The sequence below is a fragment of the Aequorivita sublithincola DSM 14238 genome (assembly GCF_000265385.1).
Lineage (GTDB): Bacteria > Bacteroidota > Bacteroidia > Flavobacteriales > Flavobacteriaceae > Aequorivita > Aequorivita sublithincola.
The window spans coordinates 3,008,597-3,027,076 of record NC_018013.1; the positions used below are offsets into that span (position 1 = coordinate 3,008,597).

Here is an 18,480-nt window from a genome sequence, read left to right on the forward strand (position 1 = left end):
AATTATATTTTTATTGTAAGTGTATCATAAGCCAAATGTACATTCTTCGGAAGTCTTTTTTCCACTTCTTTGTGAAAGCCCATAACGTGGCTAATATGTGTGAAATATGTTTTTTTAGGTTTTACTTTTTCAACAAAATCGAGTGCTTCTGAAATATTGAAATGTGAATAGTGTGGTTCTTCACGAAGGGCATTGATTACCAAAATTTTTGTTCCTTTTACTTTTTCAATCTCTTCTTCTGAGATAGTTTTTACATCAGTCAGATAAGTAAAATCTTCAACTCGAAACCCTAAAACAGGAAGCTTATCGTGAAATGCTTCAATAGGAATCACTTTCTTTCCACCTATAACAAACAGAGTGTTTTTATCAATTTCAATTTGTTCAATACTTGGTGCGCCTGGATATTTATTTTCGGTTGCAAAAATATAGGCAAACCGATCGCGTAACGATTCAAAAACACGTTTGTGTGAATAGAAAGGCATATTGCCCTGCTTAAAATTAAACGGACGAATATCGTCCAATCCCGCAGTATGGTCACTATGTTCGTGAGTTAACAAAATTGCATCCACTTTTGAAACATTTTCGCGTAACATTTGCTGTCGAAAATCGGGACCACAGTCAATTACAAAAGTATAATCGTCCCAACGCAATAAAACTGATACCCGCAAGCGTTTATCTTTAGGGTCTGTACTTTTACAAACTGGATGATCGCTACCAATTACTGGTATTCCTTGTGAAGTTCCGGTGCCGAGAAATGTAACGGTGAAGGTTGAATTCATTTCCGCAAAAATACTGGTATTTTTTTTGTTAACCTATTGTATTTGCTACCTTTGTTATGAAGAAAAATAGAACGTTGCTATGCCGGAAACCATATTAGGAGACAAGGAATTTGAAAATATTCCATCCATAAAAAGTAAGGCTTTACGAATAAATCTGAACGAAAATATTTACGGCACCTTTGCCGAAATTGGAGCCGGGCAAGAAACAGTGCGTAATTTTTTCAGAGCTGGCGGTGCATCTGGAACCGTTGCCAAAACAATGTCTGCTTACGACAAGGATTTTAGCGACGCCATCTACGGAATTGAAGAAGACGGCAGATATGTAACAGAATCCAGACTTCAGAAAATGTTAGTTCACGAGTTTGACTTAATTGAAGAACGCATAAACCGTGATAAACATCCCAATAGACTTTTCTTTTCATTCGCAAATACCGTTGCAACCATTGATTTTGCCAAAAAATACAAAGGTCACGGTTGGTTAGGGATTCGATATCAAATTGATCCTAAAGAACCTTTTAACGAAATAACGCTTCATATTCGTTTTCACGAGAATGATGCACAATTACAGCAAGTTACATTAGGAACTTTGGGTGTAAACTTAATTTATGGTGCGTATTATAAATATGACCAACCCAATAAACTGCTGCGTTATCTATACGATCATATAGATAAAGACAAAATTGAAATTGATACCATAAATTTTTCAGGGCCACGTTTTGCAGATATTGACAACCGTTTAATAAGCCTTCAGTTAATCAAAAATGGGATGACAGATGCGGTAATGTTTGATCCTGAAGGACATAACATATTACCTGCAAGAATTCTTTACAAGAAAAATATTTTGGCACTTCGTGGTAGCTTTAGACCTGTTACCAAGGTTAATATCGACATGTTTAAACGTTCTTATGAAATGTTCCTCAATGAAAACCGAGTAGAAAAAGACAGAACCGAAGTTATTTTTGAAATCACCCTTTCAAATCTTCGTGCTGAAGGTGAAATTGACGAAGAAGATTTTATGGACCGCGCCAGATTACTTTGTTCTTTGGGGCATACGGTGATGATCTCCAACTTTCAGGAATATTATAAATTAGTTGAATACTTTTCTCGCTACACCAAAATGCGAATGGGTTTGGCTATGGGTGTTAACAATTTGGTTGATGTTTTTGATGAAAAATACTATCGCCATTTAAGTGGTGGAATTCTAGAAGCTTTTGGAAAATTGTTCTTTAAAGACCTTAAGGTTTATCTATACCCAATGAAAGATCCAGAAACTGGAGAATATGTAAACAGCGAAAACTTGAAGGTGCATCCGCGAATGAAGGAGTTGTATAAATTCTTCAAATACAACGGAAAAGTTGTTGATATCACAGATTACGATCCTGAAATTATGAATATCTTTTCTCGTGAAGTGCTTTCTTTAATTGAAAGCGGTAAGGATGGTTGGGAAAAGATGTTGCCTTCTGGAGTTTCAGAAATCATCAAAGAAAAGCATCTTTTCAATTATAATGCGCTACCTGAAAAAGTGGATAACTAATCCAGTATTTGAGCGGCGTGATCTTTGGTTTTTACCTTTTCAATCACTCTTTCAATAATTCCTTTTTTATCAATTATAAAGGTTTTTCTATGGATGCCGTCAAAGGTTCTTCCCATAAATTTTTTTGGTCCCCAAACCCCGAAAGCATTGATTACCTCTTTGTTTTCGTCAGCTAAAAGTGGAAATGGGAAATTGTATTTCTCTTTAAAATTCTTTTGACGTTTTTCACTATCAGCGCTCACGCCTAAAAGTTCATAACCTTGCTTTTGAAGTTCTTTATAATGATCACGTAGATTGCAAGCTTCAACCGTACAACCTGGCGTACTGGCTTTTGGATAGAAGAAAACGACCCACTTTTTTCCTTCATAATCTATTGAAGAAATACTATTTCCATCTTGATCGTTTATTTTAAAATTTGGAGCCTTGTCTCCGGCTTGTAACGTTTGCATTATCCTTATTTTTGTATAAAAGTACTTAAAATGACTAAGCAAGAAAAGGCAAATTTCGTTATAGATACGTTAAATGAAATTTATCCACAAGTTCCAATTCCATTAGAACATAAAGATCCTTATACTTTATTGATTGCTGTATTGCTTTCCGCTCAAAGCACGGATGTTCGGGTGAACCAAATAACACCAATTTTATTCGAAATAGCCGACAATCCGTACGATATGGTAAAATTGACCGTTGAAGAAATTAGGGATATCATAAGACCAGTAGGGCTTTCCCCAATGAAATCGAAAGGCATACACGGACTTTCAAAAATTTTGATTGAAAAATACAATGGAATAGTACCCGCAGATTTTGAAGCTTTAGAATCCTTTCCAGCCGTTGGCCACAAAACAGCAAGTGTGGTGATGAGCCAAGCTTTTAATATTCCTGCATTTCCAGTAGATACGCACATTCACCGATTAATGTACCGTTGGGGATTTACAAATGGTAAAAATGTGGTTCAAACCGAAAGAGATGCAAAACGTTTGTTCCCAGAAGATTTGTGGAACATCCTTCACCTTCAGATTATTTGGTATGGAAGACAATATTCTCCTGCCAGAGGATGGGATTTGGAAAAAGATATAATTACCAGAACTGTTGGTAGAAAGACGGTTATCAACAATTATTTAAAGAAAAAGTCGATGAGTCGATGAGTTTGGATATTTAGATGTTTAGATGTTTAGATGTTTAGATGTTTAGATCAAAATCTAGAAATTTTTTTAAGCTCCTCAACATTTAACCACTTAAACTTTTTTTCAACTCTTAAACTCATAAAAAAAACCCCGAAAAGCTAATTCCAGGGTTTTTCCAAAGTTTAGTTTAGAAGTGCTTCAAACTTCATTTTATGGTAATCTATAACACTTAAAGCCATCGAGTAATCCAGAAGAAATTTAATGGTTTCTTCTTTTGGAACGAGATTATTATTCACGTCGTCCACACGTGATGTTTCAGAGTAAAATTTTTGCATACTATATTGTTATTTTGAGGTTTATTTTCAAATAACGTAGCAAAAATTACTTTATTGTGTTAATTGGTCAATATAATATTGTGTTTATCAATCACTTTGCGCAAATTTATAAGGGCATAACGCATTCTTCCCAATGCGGTGTTGATGCTAACGCCCGTTTGCTCGCTTATTTCCTTAAAACTCATATCCTTATAAATACGCATCATCAATACTTCCTTTTGGTCATCTGGAAGTTCTTCAATCAATCGTCTAACGTCATCTTCAACTTGACCTTTGATGATTTGCTTTTCAATATTTAAAGCATTATCGCTTAAAACCGAAAAAATGTTGAAATCTGTATTGTTTTCAAATTTCGGCATACGATTGTTTTTTCTGAAATGATCTATCACCAAATTATGCGCAATACGCATAACCCAAGGAAGAAACTTACCTTCTTCATTATAGGCACCTTTCTTTAAAGTCTTAATGACTTTAATAAAAGTATCCTGAAAAATGTCTTCCGTGATATCTCTATCAAAAACTTTCGAATAAATAAAACTGTAGATTCTTTGCTTGTGTCGAGTTACTAACTCGCTGAGTGCAGATTCATTACCGTTCATATAAGCGCTCACTAGGAACGCATCAGAGTTTGTACTTTGCTTCATATCAATACTTCTTTAAAAAATAAACAACTATGGATTTTGTTGCTTAGTTACAATGTTTATTTGTTAAAAGTAATGATCTGCTATAGGCAATAATTTTTTTATATGACGTTAAGAGCCGTAAATATAACAACAAAGAATTCACAAATGCAAAAAAAAGGTTAAATTTTTCACTAAATAATAATACTAACTTCAAATGTGCATTGCTGAAATCGATATAGTATCTTTGCAAAAGCTAAAAAAAAAGGAAAAATAAATTGAGTACAGAAACCTTAGATATTAAAAAAAACATCCTAATTCAGGGTGCGAAACTTCACAATCTTAAGAACATTTCGGTAGCCATTCCGCGTAACAAATTGGTTGTTATTACTGGTCTTTCTGGTAGCGGAAAATCCAGTCTGGCCTTTGATACGCTATATGCAGAAGGCCAACGCCGCTATGTGGAAAGTCTTTCCAGCTATGCACGACAATTCTTAGGAAGATTAGACAAACCAAAAGTAGATTCCATAAAAGGAATTTCGCCTGCAATTGCTATTGAGCAAAAAGTGAATTCTACCAATCCGCGATCAACCGTTGGGACTTCTACTGAAATTTATGATTATTTAAAATTGCTTTACACCCGAATTGGAAAAACAATTTCTCCAATTTCTGGGAAAGAAGTTAAAAAAGACACAACTTCAGATGTCATTAAATTCATTAAGAATTTTCCTGAAGGTGAAAAACTGCTCCTCCTCGCTCCTATTCATTTGGAAGAAGGACGAACTATGGAAAACAAAATCCAGGCTTTAGCACAACAAGGTTATTCAAGAATTAAAGTTAAAGACGAAGTTTTACGGATTGATGAATTAAAAGGAAAATCATTTCCGAAGAAAATAGATTTGGTTGTTGACCGAATCATTACAAAAGATGAAGAAGATTTTTACAACCGCCTTGCAGATGCTATAGAAATAGCTTTTTTTGAAGGAAAAGGCGAATTATATATCGAAGAACTTAATTCGAAAAAAACTACAGAGTTCAACAATCGTTTTGAAGCAGATGGCGTGGTTTTTATGGAGCCGAACGTACATCTTTTCAGTTTTAATAATCCCTATGGAGCTTGTCCAACTTGTGAAGGTTACGGCGATGTTATTGGTATTGACGAAGATTTAGTAATCCCAAATACAGCTTTATCTATTTTTGAAAACGCTATATTTCCTTGGCGCGGCGAGAGTATGAGTTGGTATCGTGACCAATTGGTAAACGCTGCTTATAAATTCGACTTTCCTATTCACAAACCTTGGTTTCAGCTTACGGATGAACAAAAACAACTGGTTTGGGATGGTAATCAATCTTTTGAAGGATTAAATTCATTTTTTTCCTATTTAGAATTAAAAAGCTACAAAATTCAAAACCGTGTGATGCTTTCCCGCTACCGTGGAAAAACAAAATGTTCGACCTGTAAAGGAAAACGTCTGCGTCCGGAAGCAGGTTATGTGAAAATAAACGGCACTTCAATTCAAGAATTAGTAGCGCTTCCTTTAGATAAAACTGCGGAATATTTCAAAAACTTGAAACTTTCAGAATTTGATGAAAAAGTTGCGAAGCGTTTATTGCTTGAAATCAACAATCGACTTCGTTTTTTACAAGATGTAGGTTTAGGTTATTTAATGTTGAATAGAAAATCAAATACACTTTCTGGCGGGGAATCACAACGAATTAACCTGGCAACATCTTTGGGAAGCAGTCTTGTGGGCTCAATGTATATTTTAGATGAACCCAGTATTGGCCTTCATCCAAAGGACACAGAACGACTTATTGTAGTTCTAAAAGCCTTACGAGATTTGGGAAATACTGTGATTGTGGTAGAGCACGATGAAGATATAATGAAAGCCGCAGATGAAATCATAGACATTGGCCCCGAAGCTGGAACTTTTGGTGGCGAAGTGGTTGCGCAAGGAAATTATGCTGAAATTTTAAAATCAGATTCACTCACAGCGAAGTATCTAAATGGCGAAATGGAGATTGAAGTTCCTAAGAAAAGACGTACTTCAAAAAACAAAGTTTCAATTACTGGCGCACGTCAAAACAATTTAAAAAATATTGACGTTACGTTTCCATTAAACGTTTTTACAGCCGTAACAGGCGTTTCAGGAAGTGGAAAAAGTACGTTGGTAAAGAAGATTCTATATCCTGCTCTAATGCGGCAAATTGGAGGTTATGGCGAAAAACCCGGGCAGTTTTCAGAAATAAAAGGAGATTTCGGAACTATTAAAAGTATTGAATTCATTGACCAAAACCCAATTGGTCGCTCCAGTAGAAGTAATCCTGTAACTTATATAAAGGCGTATGACGATATTCGGAATTTATACGCTTCGCAAAAACTTTCAGATATACGTGGTTATAAAGCGAAACATTTCAGTTTTAATGTAGATGGTGGTCGTTGCGAAACTTGTAAAGGTGAAGGCGAAGTAACTATAGAAATGCAGTTTATGGCCGATGTACATTTATTGTGCGACACCTGCAATGGCAAGCGTTTCAAGAAGGAAGTTCTCGAAGTAACTTTTCAAAATAAAAACATTGACGACATTCTCACAATGACAGTAGATGATGCCGTAGCTTTCTTTGGAGAACACATACAAGATAAAATTGCGGCAAAATTGCAACCATTGCAAGATGTTGGTTTGGGTTATGTTCAATTGGGTCAAAGTTCCTCTACTCTTTCTGGAGGTGAGGCGCAACGGATAAAACTCGCTTCATTTTTGGTAAAAGGAACTTCAAAAGAAAAAACCGTATTTATTTTCGATGAACCTACCACGGGACTTCACTTTCACGATATTAAAAAATTACTCGCTTCGTTCTATGCTCTGCTTGATAGAGGACATACCGTGATTGTAGTTGAACATAATCTAGATTTGATAAAATGCGCAGACTATATTATTGATCTTGGTCCTGAAGGCGGAGAAAACGGTGGACAAGTTGTAGCTGAAGGTACTCCTGAGGAAGTTGCGAAAAGCAAAGAATCATTTACAGCTTCTTATTTAAAAGAGAAACTTTGAGAGCTTTGCTATTTTTGGCACACTAATTGAAATCATAAAAACCATAAGACTTTTTAGTTTTTGGTTGGTTAGTTTTTAAAATCCGTTGAATGTGGTAAAACACTTCAGCGGATTTTTTATTTATGCACTTCTATAAATCAATCTAACTCAATTTGAAATTTAATTATTTTGAATTTTTGGTATTTGAGCTTTATTTGGAATTTGGGTTTTGGAATTTGATGTTTCATTTTTATTATTGAAAATCAGACGTTTAAAATTGTGGCACGGTCGTTGGTTATTCATAATCGTACAAGGCTAACCAAAGAAAAACAAGCAAGTACGAACCTTTAAATTTTAAAATCATGAAAAACCTAGCACTTATTTTTAGCATCCTTTTTATGGGATTTTCAGCAAACGCAACTTCCCTCGAAAGTGAAAATAACTTCAGAAGAGGTTATGACGGTAAAGCCTACATCTTCGTTGAAGGCGATGTGGAATTCTCCGTTTTTCCAGACGGCCAATTCGACTTTGTTTATGTTGGACCTCAAACTGGTTCACAAGTAACCATTAGTTCTCCAAACGTAAATGTAAGTTTTAATTCGGGTTATGATTATGAAACCTACGTTCAGTATGATGATTATGGCGCGGTTATTCAAGTGGAAAGTGTTCCAATTTATTATGATAACTACGGTCGTATTGTTCAAGCTGGAAATGTTGACATTCAATATAACAACAGACGCTTAGTTCGCGTAGGTGGATTGCATGTATTTTACAATAACTATGGTTATTTTTCGCACTATTCTGGCGTGATTAATAGGTACAACCCATATTATGTGTATCGTCCTTGGCACGCGTATTATGCGCCACCAATTTATAGCCATTGCATAGTTTATGATATGCCTTACAGAAGATATTATGCTCCTGTTAGATATAACTATCACGACCACGTAGTGTATTACAAAAACAGAAATCAAGTGGCTTATCAAAATGGCCGTAGAGATTTTTACAATCCAGGAAGCCGGGTTTACGATAAAAGAGGGAGAAGTTCCATAAACAAGGATTACAATCCGAATAGAAATAACACTATGGTCGCTTCAAATACTGGGCGTGCCAATACTACAACTCGAAACAATAGTTCAATTCGTAGCAATAGTACTCGAAATAGTACCACAACAAGAAGTAGCAGCACCAACAGTAAAGGAGCCGCAACCGTAGATAGAAATACGCGAAGCACTCGAAGTAATTTAAATAGTGTTCCGACAAGAACTACTAATAATTCAAAAGACGTAAACAACGAACGCGTAAGCAATAGTAACACAAGAAATACTGTGAAAAATACTAGAAGTGAAAATACAGTTCGTTCAAACAATACAAGAACTGCTTCTACTGAAAGAAACGTTCAGAAGCCACAAACACGAAGCGCATCTTCAAACAATAGAAGTAATTCGGTAACAAGAAAGACAACGGCTCCTAAAAGAGAAACGGCAAGCCGTAGTACAGTAAATAAATCTAGTGCTCCTTCACGAAGTAGTTCTAATGTGAACAATTCACGAGGAAATTCTTCAAAAAGTAACTCCTCAAGTGGAGTTAGACCCAGAGGAAGAGGATAAAGATAGTTTTTTGGTTGGTTGAAAACCTTCGTGAATCTGTTTGATAACAGAGGATCGGAGGTTTTTTTAATTCTGAATTCTAAATTCAGAATTTAGAATTAGAGAAGCCATTCGTTTTGTCACTTCCCTCCTGCTGTATTTTTCAATTCCTTCGGAAGCGATTGCTAAATTTCCACTTTTGAATTGTTCGTATAATTTAAGAATTTCAACTTTTAATTCATCATCATTCCAATAACTAAAGAATATTCCAGATTTCGTTTCAGAAATAATTACTTCAATATCACTTTCCTTCGGTCCCAAAGCAATTATTGGACGTTTAGCTGCCAGATATTCAAATAGTTTTCCTGGAATAATTGCACGAGTTGCTGTGCTATTTATTTCAACTAAAAGCAACACTTGACTTTGATGTTGAAGTTGCAATGCTCTAGAATGCGAAACGTAGCCTAAAAATTTACAATTTGAAATAAGTTCTGCATTCTCAAGACTTTTCTTTACCTCTTCGCTTACGGCTCCAGCAAATTTCAATTCTAAATCATTTTTGAAATCTGAGTTTTCCTTGCAGATTTCAGCTAGAACCTTCCACAAAACTTCAGGATTTCGCTCGCTTAGAAGGGAGCCAATATGTGAAATTGAAAAATTGGAATCCATTTGAAAGTCTATTTCTTCCGAAATATCAAAGCCATTTGTAATTACCTCAATTGGTGTTTCGGTAATCATCTCAAACTCTTTCTTCGTTGTTGGGCTTGTTACAGTAATTACATCAGCAGATTTTAAAACTGAAACCTCTAGCGCTTTATGTTTTCGTGCTGAAGATTTATTCAATCGTAGCGATTTGTGGTAATGAATCGTCGTCCACGGATCGCGGAAATCTGCAATCCACTTTATGTTCAACTCTTTTTGAAGTTGCATTCCTATTAAGTGAAGACTATGCGGCGGCCCGGTTGTTATAACCACCTCCACATCATTTTCAGTAATATATTTTGAAAGAAATACAACTGAAGGTTTTACCCAACCCACACGCGCATCTGGTATAAAAAAGTTTCCACGAAGATAAAGCATCAGCTTTTCCATTGCTGAAATTTCTTTTTTTGAAATGATACCGCTACTAATCTGCTTCGTTTTCTTTTTTGATAAAAGCTTCGCAAAACGGTACGGTTCGCTGATTGGTTGCTTTAAGATTTCAATATTTGAGGGAATTTCCGAAGAAAAGTTTTCGTCAATCAGAGGGTAATTTGGGTTTTCGGGTGCGTAAACAATTGGTTCCACTCCAAATTCCCTAAAATATTTCACAAACTTTAACCATCGCTGTACGCCGGGACCGCCTGCTGGAGGCCAATAGTATGTAATGATTAGAGCGCGTTTCATTTATTCTTTCATTTCTTTTTTCCGAAAAACAAAATACAAACCACTCAATAAAATCAAAAGAAAAACGATAGTGCTTGCCAATGAAATTGTTCTTCCTGTTTGTATTACTTTCGGCTCAAATTTGAATTCTATTTTATTATTTCCTGGCGGAATTACCATAGCCCTCAACAAATAATCTGCCCTAAAATATTCCGCAGGTTTTCCGTTGATGTATGCGTTCCAACCTTTTGGATAATATACTTCTGAAAAAATAGCGAGTTGCGAGGATTTAGTTGAAGCTTCATAAACCAATTTATTCGGTTGATGACTGAAAAGTTCAATGGTTGCTGTACTATCACGTTTCATATTTTGATTTGGAATTTTAGAAAGAAATTCCTTATTGATAACTGCAGTTTTCTTGGTGTCTAAACTATCCAAAAGCTGAATTTCTTCATTTGCATTATTCGCAGGCTGCACATTTTCCACAAACCACGCATCGCCATTTGCATACGGATTGCGCTGTGCCACTGGACCACCGTTTTTTGCTTGTGTAATAATATAACGGACATTCATCATATTTAGAATCCCGATGTTTCCTTGGCTGATATAAAATTCAAATAAATCCTGCATTCTGCCAGGTTTTGCAGCGTGATAGCCGCCTAAAGCATTATGATAATAACTCGCTTTTCCGCTGTTGAAGGCGTTCGTAGTTGCATCGTAAACACGATAATGACCTTCATCCTTTAAAATTTGTTCATCAGCGCCATTCATTTGAAAAGGCTCATTAACCATTTTGGCTTGAACAAAAGCATCTTCGTTTACATATCTTCGGTCAACACCAACCAAATCAACCAAAACCAAAACGCATAGAGCGGCTATGGCAAATCCTTTTTTAAGCGTTCCTTTCATAAAGAACCAAAGAACGGCAGCTGTTAAAACCACAAAAATCAAGGAACGAATAGCATCGGAAGTGAAAAGTGACATTCTATCTTCGCGTATGGCTTCTAAAAACGGAAGGCCCATTTCATCTCTAAAATAGCTGTCATAAGGACTTGCAAAATCGAACAGCGCTGATTTAAAAAGAATAAACAATAAGGTAAGACCACCAACAATTCCTGTTGACCAAAGCAAAGCCTTCTTTTTCTCTTCTTCTCTTTCAAAATTGCTGAAATATTGATGTAAACCAACTATCGCAAGTATTGGAAGAATCAATTCAATAATAACTTGTATTGAAGAAACCGCACGGAATTTATCGTACATCGGAACATAATCAATAAAAAACTCTGTTAGGCCGCTGAAGTTTTTTCCCCAAGAAAGTAATAATGTCAACCCAAAACCCGAAACAACCCACCATTTCAATCTTCCACGTATTAAAAATAGAGCAAGAACAGATAGAAAAATAACGATGGCGCCAATATACGCAGGTGCTCCCACGAAAGTTTGGTTACCCCAATACATTGGAATTTGGCGTAAAGCTTGATTCGCTTCCTGAGAAGAAGCGCCCATTCGCATCAAACTTTCAACAGTTTTTGAATCTTTTGGAAATTCTTCGGTGGAACTTCCACCCATAAAATTAGGAATAAACAGATTGAAACTTTCCAGCATTCCGTAACTGTATTCGGTTATATAATCAAAATCGAGGCCTGTTTTGTTGTCTTTTGGTGTGCCGTCTGCATTTATTGTAAGTTCCGTTTTGCCACGAGTTGAAGTATCTGCGTACTCTTTGGTCGCGAGAATATTTGTAGCGTTTAAACCAACAGCAATCAAAACGCCAATAACCATTATTCCGACTGCTTTAAAATAATGCGGCAACAATTTCTTTTTGAAAGCATCAATCAAATAAACAATACCGATGATTACTACCAAAAGCATCAAATAATACGTCATTTGGAAGTGGTTTGCAACCAATTCCAAGCCCATTGAAACTGTGAGCAATAAAAATCCCCAGAGATATTTTCCTCGGAAAGTGAGAAAGATTCCGCTTAAAACAAAGGGCATATAAGCTATTGCGTGTGCTTTTGCATTATGACCAACGCCTAAAATAATTATTAAATAAGTTGAAAAACCAAAGGCCAAAGCGCCGAGAAAAGCTAGTTTGTAATCTACTTTTAGCACCAAAAAGAGGATATACATTCCTATGAAATATAGGAAGAGATAATCTGCCGGACGTGGTAGAAAACGTATGGCAAGATCTAGCTGTTTTATGTAATTGTTTGGATATTTGGCACCCAATTGATAGGTCGGCATTCCGCCGAAAGCCGCGTCAGTCCAATAAGTTTCTTCGCCAGTTGCTTTTCTAAAATCGTTTTGCTGCTTTGCCATTCCAGTGTATTGCACAATATCACTTTGGAATATTTTTTTACCCTGCAAAACAGGATTGAAATATGCCAGTGAAGCAACAATGAATAAAACAAAAACAACTAAATGGGGAAGAAATTTTTTATAGTTGGACTGCATAATTTGACGGATGAGTTTGAAGCGGGGAAATTAGCGAAAATATGTGGAAAATGATGGGTGCTGGATGACAGATGACGGGTGCGGTCATCAGTCATCCAACAGCCTTATTCAATCCACTTCCTCAAACTCCACATATTCCCCAACTTTTTTGCTGGAGCGTGCGTTTTGAGCTGGATTTTTATCAATCGTAATACTTCCCTCCTTTTCTTGAGAGTTTGCGTTTGGACTATTTCCGAAGAATTGCTCGAATTGTTGCCCAGCTTTTTTAGAAATATAGCGCATCAAGTAAGGCGTAGCAAGCTTTATGAGAAACTTAAGCCCAAAATATACGAGAAGAACGATTAATATCGTTTTTAAGAATGTCATCATAATTGTCAAATTCTTTTCAAAAATAAGGATTGATGCAGAAAAAGAAGAATGCTGACTATTAAATTATTGGTAAAATCTTATATCTTTGAACTAAACCCACCGTTTCATGAACCTCAAACTTCCCTTATTATTTCTCTTCAGTTTTATAACCTTTACAAATGTTTCGGCACAATATACTGAAATGATAAATACCAACCGTCCTGGTGGCTCGCAGGGTGCATTTGCTGTTGGCACAAAAGTGCTGCAAATTGAATCTGGAGTTAGTTATGGAAAGGAAAAGCACAAACTTTTACAAACAAATACTAATGGTTTATCGATAGATTATGCTGTTCGATACGGTATATGGAAAGAGCGTTTGGAGTTTAGCGCTATGGGCGAATTTCAATATAACCAAGTTACAGACAATCGTTCTTCATTAGCAAGAGAGTACAATCTTTCAAATTTCAAAAGCAACACCCTGGGAGTGAAATATTTGGTGTATGACCCTTATAGAAAACGTGAATTAAAAGGCCCTAACCTTTACAGTTGGAAGGCCAACAATAAAACACAATGGTCAGATTTAATTCCTGCAATTTCACTTTACGCAGGGATGAATATTGATTTTGCTGACAATCCGTTCACTCCTGAAACAAAAAGTGCAATAAGTCCAAAGTTTTTGCTTTCAACCCAAAATAATTTTATTGGAGGTTGGGTTTTTGTAACTAATATAATCGTAGATCGAGTTACTTCAGACTTCCCTACTTACGGCTATATTGTTACGCTAACACATGCTACCAACCGCTTGTTTTCTATTTTTGTTGAGAATCAAGGTTTTAAAAGCGATTTTTATTCAGATCAACTACTTCGTGGTGGTGCGGCAACTTTGGTTAATCAAAATTTTCAAGTTGATCTTTCGGTAACCTACAGTTTAAAAGATACACCTTCAAAGTTTTACGGTCGTGTGGGCGTAGCTTATCGTATTGATAGACACGATAAAGATGAATTCTTAGAAGACAAAGCCATCAAAGAGGATAAGAAAAAAGAAAAGAAAAAAGATAAAAAAGAAGAACGCCAAGACGAACTAAATTTAGACGAAAACGGCGAACAATAATATTATATATGATTACAGTAAAACAAATCTCCTCAAAAAGTGATATTAAAACATTTATCACTTTTCCCTTTAAGCTCTATAAAGACTGTGAATATTGGGTTCCATCACTTATTAAAGATGAATTGGAAACCTTAGATGCTAAAAAAAATCCTGTATTTAAAAATGCCGATGCTTGGTATTATTTAGCTTACAAAAATGATGAAATCGTTGGTCGTATTGCGGTTATTCTGAATCATTTAGAAGTAAACGAACAAGGAAAGAAAAAAATTCGTTTCGGTTGGCTAGATATGGTTGATGATATTGAAGTTACCAAAGCATTGCTAGAAAAGGCTTACGAAAAAGGGCGCGAACACAACCTAGAATACGCCGAAGGTCCCGTAGGTTTCAGCAATATGGAAAAAGCTGGAATACTGACTATGGGTTTTGATGAAATGAATACTATGATTACTTGGTATCATTACCCCTATTATGCAAAACATCTAGAAAAGCTAGGCTATGAAAAACAAGCAACTTGGGTAGAATACAGACTTCAAATACCAAATACTATTTTTGAAAAGGTTGCAAAGTTTTCCAAGATTATTCGGGAACGTTATAAACTTTCCGTAATTCGTTTTAAAGATAAAAAGGAGATTTTACCTTATGTGGATGAAATGTTTGGTCTATTAAACAAGACTTATAATACACTTCAAACCTTTGTGCCTATTCAGCAATATCAAATAGATTATTATAAAGAGAAGTATTTTAGCTTTATTCATCCAGATTACATCTGCTGTATAAAAGACGAAACAGGAAAACTGATTGCTTTTTCAATTGTGATGCCTTCTTTTTCAAAAGCATTGAAAAAGGCAAATGGAAAACTTTTCCCTTTTGGTTGGAGCCATATTCTAAAAGCACAGAAAAAGAACGATACCGCCGCTTTTTATTTAATAGGAATTGACCCAGAATACCAAGGAAAAGGCGTAACCGCAATTATTTTCGAGGAGATGCAATACCTTTTTAACTCGAAAGGAATTCATACTGTGGAAACCAATCCAGAGTTAAAAGAAAACACGGCCGTACAATTACTTTGGAAGGATTATAATCCTGTGCAGCATAAGGAGAGGAGTACTTTTAGGAGGGATATTTAATAAGTTTTTAATTATTTAATCCCAAAACAGAGATAACTGTGCCATAAAATAAAGGTATAGCAATAGAAAACTAAAAACCCAATTAAAAAAAGAAAATATCAATTGTTTTTTACTGTACCACTTACTGAATATTGACACGAAAATAGTATTAAGAAGTAAAAAAGGACACCAAAATGCGAGTATATAAATAGGTAATTGAAGTCCGAAATATTTAAATTTTGCTAACCCTTCATTATAACCGAATGCCGACCTTGTATTTTCATATTGTGGATTTAATTCAGGTTTTAAAATATATTCAAAATTCAAATATGTAAAAACACTCGCGCTTATTAACAAATAGCAAATAATAAAAATTGAAATAATTTTGATGGTCTTATAGTAAGTAGTCATCTAGTTTTGGAATATCTATAATTTACTAATGTTTTAAATTTCAAAACAGTATTAAAAAATCCACCAAAAAGGTGGATTTTTCAATATATAATATTCAGTTTATTTAATCTACTCTCCCATCGCCTCTATAAGAGCTGCAGAAAGACGTCTATATGTCCCATTCTCCAAACGTTCACGGATGGATAAAAATGCTTCCAAAGTTTCATCTATATCTTGCATGGTATGCATAGCTGTTGGAATCATTCGTAAAAGAATCAATCCTTTGGGAATAACGGGATATATAACAATTGAACAGAAAACTCCATGGTTTTCACGAAGGTCTTTTACCAATGCCATTGCTTCGGGAACACTTCCTTTTAAATAAACTGGTGTTACACAACTTTGTGTGGTTCCTATATCAAAACCTCTCTTTTTAAGTCCGCCTTGTAATGCGTTTACATTTTCCCAAAGCTTTTCTTTAAGTTCAGGCATTGTACGCAACATATCCAAACGTTTCAACGCACCTTCAACCAAAACCATTTGTAATGATTTTGCAAACATTTGCGAACGTAGATTGTATTTTAGGTAATCCATTATTTCTTCATCGCCTGCAATAAAAGCTCCAGTACTTGCCATAGATTTTGCAAATGTAGCAAAATACACATCAATTCCATCTTGTACGCCTTGCTCCTCGCCTGCTCCGGCTCCTGTTTTACCAAGTGTTCCGAAACCGTGGGCATCATCTACGAAAAAGCGGAAGTTATATTTTTTCTTAAGCTCAATAATTTCTCTTAATCTTCCTTGCTCGCCGCGCATTCCGAAAACACCTTCAGAAATAAGAAGAATTCCTCCTCCCGTTTTTTCAGCCATTTTAGTAGCGCGTTGCAGGTTTTTTTCGATACTTTCCATATCGTTATGTCTGTATGTAAAGCGTTGTCCCAAGTGAAGACGAACGCCGTCTATAATACAAGCGTGAGCATCTACATCATAAACAATCACATCGTCTTTTGAAACTAAAGCATCAATGGTTGAAACCATTCCTTGGTAGCCAAAATTCAATAAGTAAGCAGCTTCTTTGTTTACAAATGCTGCAAGTTCTCTTTGTAATTGCTCGTGAAGATCTGTGTGACCACTCATCATTCTAGCTCCCATTGGGTAGGCAGAGCCCCACTTTGCAGCGGCTTCGGCATCTACTTTGCGCACTTCTGGATGATTGGCAAGACCTAAGTAATCATTTATACTCCAAGTGATTACGTCTTTGCCTTTAAATTTCATTCGGTTGGAAATGGGGCCTTCCAGTTTTGGGAATACAAAATAGCCTTCTGCTTGTTCAGCCCATTTTCCTAACGGACCTTTATCTTTATATATTTTTGCGAATAAATCTTTCATTAAAACATTGGTTAAAATTGTGGGACAAAATTAATTAAATTATTGTTAGATTTTAGATTTTGGACGTTAGATTTTAGATTTCGTAGGCGTGCACTTAATCGCGGGCCAAAAAATGTGATTAATTGAAAATTCAATGATGAAGGATTCATATTAACAAAAAACCGATTGAAAAATTTTCAATCGGTTCCTAAAATCGTATTTCGAAAATCGTTTATCTAAAATTACTTTATATATTCAATCTTATGAATTTCAGCAGTTTCAGAATCGAAGAAGCCTTGCTGGCTCATCCATTCATCATTGTAAATCTTGCTCATATATCTTGAACCGTGATCTGGAAAGATAACTACAATATTGCTGTTTTCATCAAATTCGCCTTCTTCTTCAAGTTGTCTTAGACCTTGCATTGCCGCACCACTAGTGTATCCTACAAAAAGTCCTTCTGTTTTAGCAAGTTCACGCGCTGTGTGTGCGCTGCTTTCGTCTGTAACCTTTTCAAATTTGTCAATTATATTGAAATCTGTAGCCGATGGAATCAAATTTTTACCCAAACCTTCTATTCGGTATGGATAAATTTCATTTGCATCAAACTCTTTAGTTTCGTGATATTTCTGAAGAACTGAGCCGTAAGCGTCAATTCCTATAACTCTAATGTTTGTCCCGATTTTTCGGGATTGTTCTTTTAAGAAACGTGCAGTTCCTGAAATTGTTCCTCCAGTTCCACTGCAAGCTACCAAATGGGTTATTTTTCCCGCAGTTTGTTCCCAAATTTCGGGACCTGTGGTTTTGTAATGTGCATCAATGTTCAATTCGTTGAAATATTGATTGATGTAAACCGAACCTTTAACTTCGCTATGAAGTCTTTTTGCAACTTCGTAATAAGAACGTGGATCATCCGCGCTAACGTGAGCTGGACATACATAAACTTTGGCACCCATCGTTTTCAGCATATCAATTTTATCTGCAGAAGATTTTGAGCTAACCGCCAAAATGCAATCATAACCTTTAATGATGCTAACCATTGCCAAGCTAAAACCCGTGTTTCCACTAGTTGTTTCAATGATTGTATCGCCTGGTTTAAGGATTCCTTTTTTCTCGGCTTCTTCTATAATATATAGTGCAATACGGTCTTTGGTAGAATGACCAGGATTGAAAGCTTCAACCTTTGCGAAATAATTACCCTTCATGTTTTGGGTAATTTTATTAAGCTTTATTAACGGTGTGTTGCCTATTAATTCCAACACATTATTGTGGGCTTTTATTTCTTCTTTCATAAAGAGGGAGTTCGTTTTAAAATACCT

15 protein-coding genes are annotated in these 18,480 nt (G+C 35.6%); 6 read left to right on the plus strand and 9 right to left on the minus strand.

The features are described 5' to 3' along the window. Positions 1-2: 2 nt before the first annotated feature. On the minus strand, positions 3-779 hold the full coding sequence (locus AEQSU_RS13830) for an MBL fold metallo-hydrolase (protein ID WP_014783498.1): 777 nt from the start codon (positions 777-779) through the stop codon (positions 3-5). A 79-nt stretch (positions 780-858) separates the two neighbouring features. Between AEQSU_RS13830 and AEQSU_RS13835 the strand changes: the two genes are divergently transcribed. Next, on the plus strand, positions 859-2,313 hold the full coding sequence (locus AEQSU_RS13835; RefSeq protein ID WP_014783499.1) for a hypothetical protein: 1,455 nt from the start codon (positions 859-861) through the stop codon (positions 2,311-2,313). Here AEQSU_RS13835 and bcp read toward each other — a convergent pair. Then, the gene (bcp, locus tag AEQSU_RS13840) at positions 2,310-2,762 is read right to left on the minus strand and encodes a thioredoxin-dependent thiol peroxidase (RefSeq protein ID WP_014783500.1); all 453 of its coding nucleotides are present in this window, start codon (positions 2,760-2,762) and stop codon (positions 2,310-2,312) included. The two genes, AEQSU_RS13835 and bcp, sit on opposite strands and share 4 nt — an antisense overlap. Positions 2,763-2,792: 30 nt before the next feature. Here bcp and AEQSU_RS13845 point away from each other — a divergent pair, with 30 nt between their 5' ends. After that, positions 2,793-3,458, plus strand: coding sequence for an endonuclease III domain-containing protein (locus tag AEQSU_RS13845; RefSeq protein ID WP_014783501.1), 666 nt, complete (start codon positions 2,793-2,795; stop codon positions 3,456-3,458). 161 nt (positions 3,459-3,619) lie between these two features. On the opposite strand, the gene AEQSU_RS16795 is transcribed toward AEQSU_RS13845, so the two are convergent. Continuing rightward, the gene (locus tag AEQSU_RS16795) at positions 3,620-3,772 is read right to left on the minus strand and encodes a hypothetical protein (RefSeq protein WP_014783502.1); all 153 of its coding nucleotides are present in this window, start codon (positions 3,770-3,772) and stop codon (positions 3,620-3,622) included. Between the two features lie 59 nt (positions 3,773-3,831). Then, on the minus strand, positions 3,832-4,416 hold the full coding sequence (locus tag AEQSU_RS13850; RefSeq protein ID WP_014783503.1) for an RNA polymerase sigma factor: 585 nt from the start codon (positions 4,414-4,416) through the stop codon (positions 3,832-3,834). A 254-nt stretch (positions 4,417-4,670) separates the two neighbouring features. Between AEQSU_RS13850 and uvrA the strand changes: the two genes are divergently transcribed. Both uvrA and AEQSU_RS13860 read left to right on the plus strand, forming a co-directional pair. Beyond that, complete coding sequence (gene uvrA / locus AEQSU_RS13855; protein ID WP_014783504.1) at positions 4,671-7,448, plus strand: excinuclease ABC subunit UvrA; 2,778 nt, start codon at positions 4,671-4,673, stop codon at positions 7,446-7,448. A gap of 341 nt (positions 7,449-7,789) precedes the next feature. Next, positions 7,790-9,037, plus strand: a complete 1,248-nt coding sequence (locus tag AEQSU_RS13860) for a hypothetical protein (RefSeq protein WP_014783505.1) — start codon at positions 7,790-7,792, stop codon at positions 9,035-9,037. A gap of 66 nt (positions 9,038-9,103) precedes the next feature. Here the strand turns inward: AEQSU_RS13860 and AEQSU_RS16690 are convergent, their stop codons facing one another. From AEQSU_RS16690 to AEQSU_RS13875, 3 genes are all read right to left on the minus strand, one after another. Next, a complete protein-coding gene (locus AEQSU_RS16690; protein ID WP_014783506.1) occupies positions 9,104-10,402 on the minus strand; it encodes a glycosyltransferase family 4 protein in 1,299 nt (432 codons plus the stop codon). Continuing rightward, positions 10,403-12,838 carry a YfhO family protein gene (locus AEQSU_RS13870; RefSeq protein WP_014783507.1) on the minus strand — a complete coding sequence of 812 codons (2,436 nt, stop codon included), beginning with the start codon at positions 12,836-12,838 and terminating at the stop codon, positions 10,403-10,405. 108 nt (positions 12,839-12,946) lie between these two features. Continuing rightward, on the minus strand, positions 12,947-13,207 hold the full coding sequence (locus tag AEQSU_RS13875; RefSeq protein WP_342626243.1) for a DUF4834 family protein: 261 nt from the start codon (positions 13,205-13,207) through the stop codon (positions 12,947-12,949). 106 nt (positions 13,208-13,313) lie between these two features. Here AEQSU_RS13875 and AEQSU_RS13880 point away from each other — a divergent pair, with 106 nt between their 5' ends. Both AEQSU_RS13880 and AEQSU_RS13885 read left to right on the plus strand, forming a co-directional pair. Continuing rightward, complete coding sequence (locus AEQSU_RS13880; protein WP_014783509.1) at positions 13,314-14,297, plus strand: transporter; 984 nt, start codon at positions 13,314-13,316, stop codon at positions 14,295-14,297. 8 nt (positions 14,298-14,305) lie between these two features. Further along, entirely contained in the window at positions 14,306-15,424 is a 1,119-nt protein-coding gene (locus tag AEQSU_RS13885) for a GNAT family N-acetyltransferase (protein WP_014783510.1), read from the plus strand. 498 nt (positions 15,425-15,922) lie between these two features. Here AEQSU_RS13885 and capB read toward each other — a convergent pair whose 3' ends face one another. Together capB and capA are read right to left on the minus strand one after the other, a co-directional pair. Continuing rightward, positions 15,923-17,182, minus strand: a complete 1,260-nt coding sequence (gene capB, locus AEQSU_RS13895) for a cysteate-C-fatty acyltransferase (protein ID WP_014783512.1) — start codon at positions 17,180-17,182, stop codon at positions 15,923-15,925. 221 nt (positions 17,183-17,403) lie between these two features. Next, positions 17,404-18,453 (minus strand): cysteate synthase, encoded by a 1,050-nt coding sequence (gene capA, locus AEQSU_RS13900; protein ID WP_014783513.1) that lies wholly within the window; start codon positions 18,451-18,453, stop codon positions 17,404-17,406. Positions 18,454-18,480 lie beyond the last annotated feature (27 nt).

What these genes read in the sequence shown, in the direction of transcription:
- AEQSU_RS13830 (WP_014783498.1), bottom strand. Translation starts at nt 779, where the DNA reads ATGAATTCAACCTTCACCGTTACATTTCTCGGCACCGGAACTTCACAA.
- AEQSU_RS13835 (WP_014783499.1), top strand. Translation starts at nt 859, where the DNA reads ATGCCGGAAACCATATTAGGAGACAAGGAATTTGAAAATATTCCATCC.
- bcp (WP_014783500.1), bottom strand. Translation starts at nt 2,762, where the DNA reads ATGCAAACGTTACAAGCCGGAGACAAGGCTCCAAATTTTAAAATAAAC.
- AEQSU_RS13845 (WP_014783501.1), top strand. Translation starts at nt 2,793, where the DNA reads ATGACTAAGCAAGAAAAGGCAAATTTCGTTATAGATACGTTAAATGAA.
- AEQSU_RS16795 (WP_014783502.1), bottom strand. Translation starts at nt 3,772, where the DNA reads ATGCAAAAATTTTACTCTGAAACATCACGTGTGGACGACGTGAATAAT.
- AEQSU_RS13850 (WP_014783503.1), bottom strand. Translation starts at nt 4,416, where the DNA reads ATGAAGCAAAGTACAAACTCTGATGCGTTCCTAGTGAGCGCTTATATG.
- AEQSU_RS13860 (WP_014783505.1), top strand. Translation starts at nt 7,790, where the DNA reads ATGAAAAACCTAGCACTTATTTTTAGCATCCTTTTTATGGGATTTTCA.
- AEQSU_RS16690 (WP_014783506.1), bottom strand. Translation starts at nt 10,402, where the DNA reads ATGAAACGCGCTCTAATCATTACATACTATTGGCCTCCAGCAGGCGGT.
- AEQSU_RS13870 (WP_014783507.1), bottom strand. Translation starts at nt 12,838, where the DNA reads ATGCAGTCCAACTATAAAAAATTTCTTCCCCATTTAGTTGTTTTTGTT.
- AEQSU_RS13875 (WP_342626243.1), bottom strand. Translation starts at nt 13,207, where the DNA reads ATGATGACATTCTTAAAAACGATATTAATCGTTCTTCTCGTATATTTT.
- AEQSU_RS13880 (WP_014783509.1), top strand. Translation starts at nt 13,314, where the DNA reads ATGAACCTCAAACTTCCCTTATTATTTCTCTTCAGTTTTATAACCTTT.
- AEQSU_RS13885 (WP_014783510.1), top strand. Translation starts at nt 14,306, where the DNA reads ATGATTACAGTAAAACAAATCTCCTCAAAAAGTGATATTAAAACATTT.
- capB (WP_014783512.1), bottom strand. Translation starts at nt 17,182, where the DNA reads ATGAAAGATTTATTCGCAAAAATATATAAAGATAAAGGTCCGTTAGGA.
- capA (WP_014783513.1), bottom strand. Translation starts at nt 18,453, where the DNA reads ATGAAAGAAGAAATAAAAGCCCACAATAATGTGTTGGAATTAATAGGC.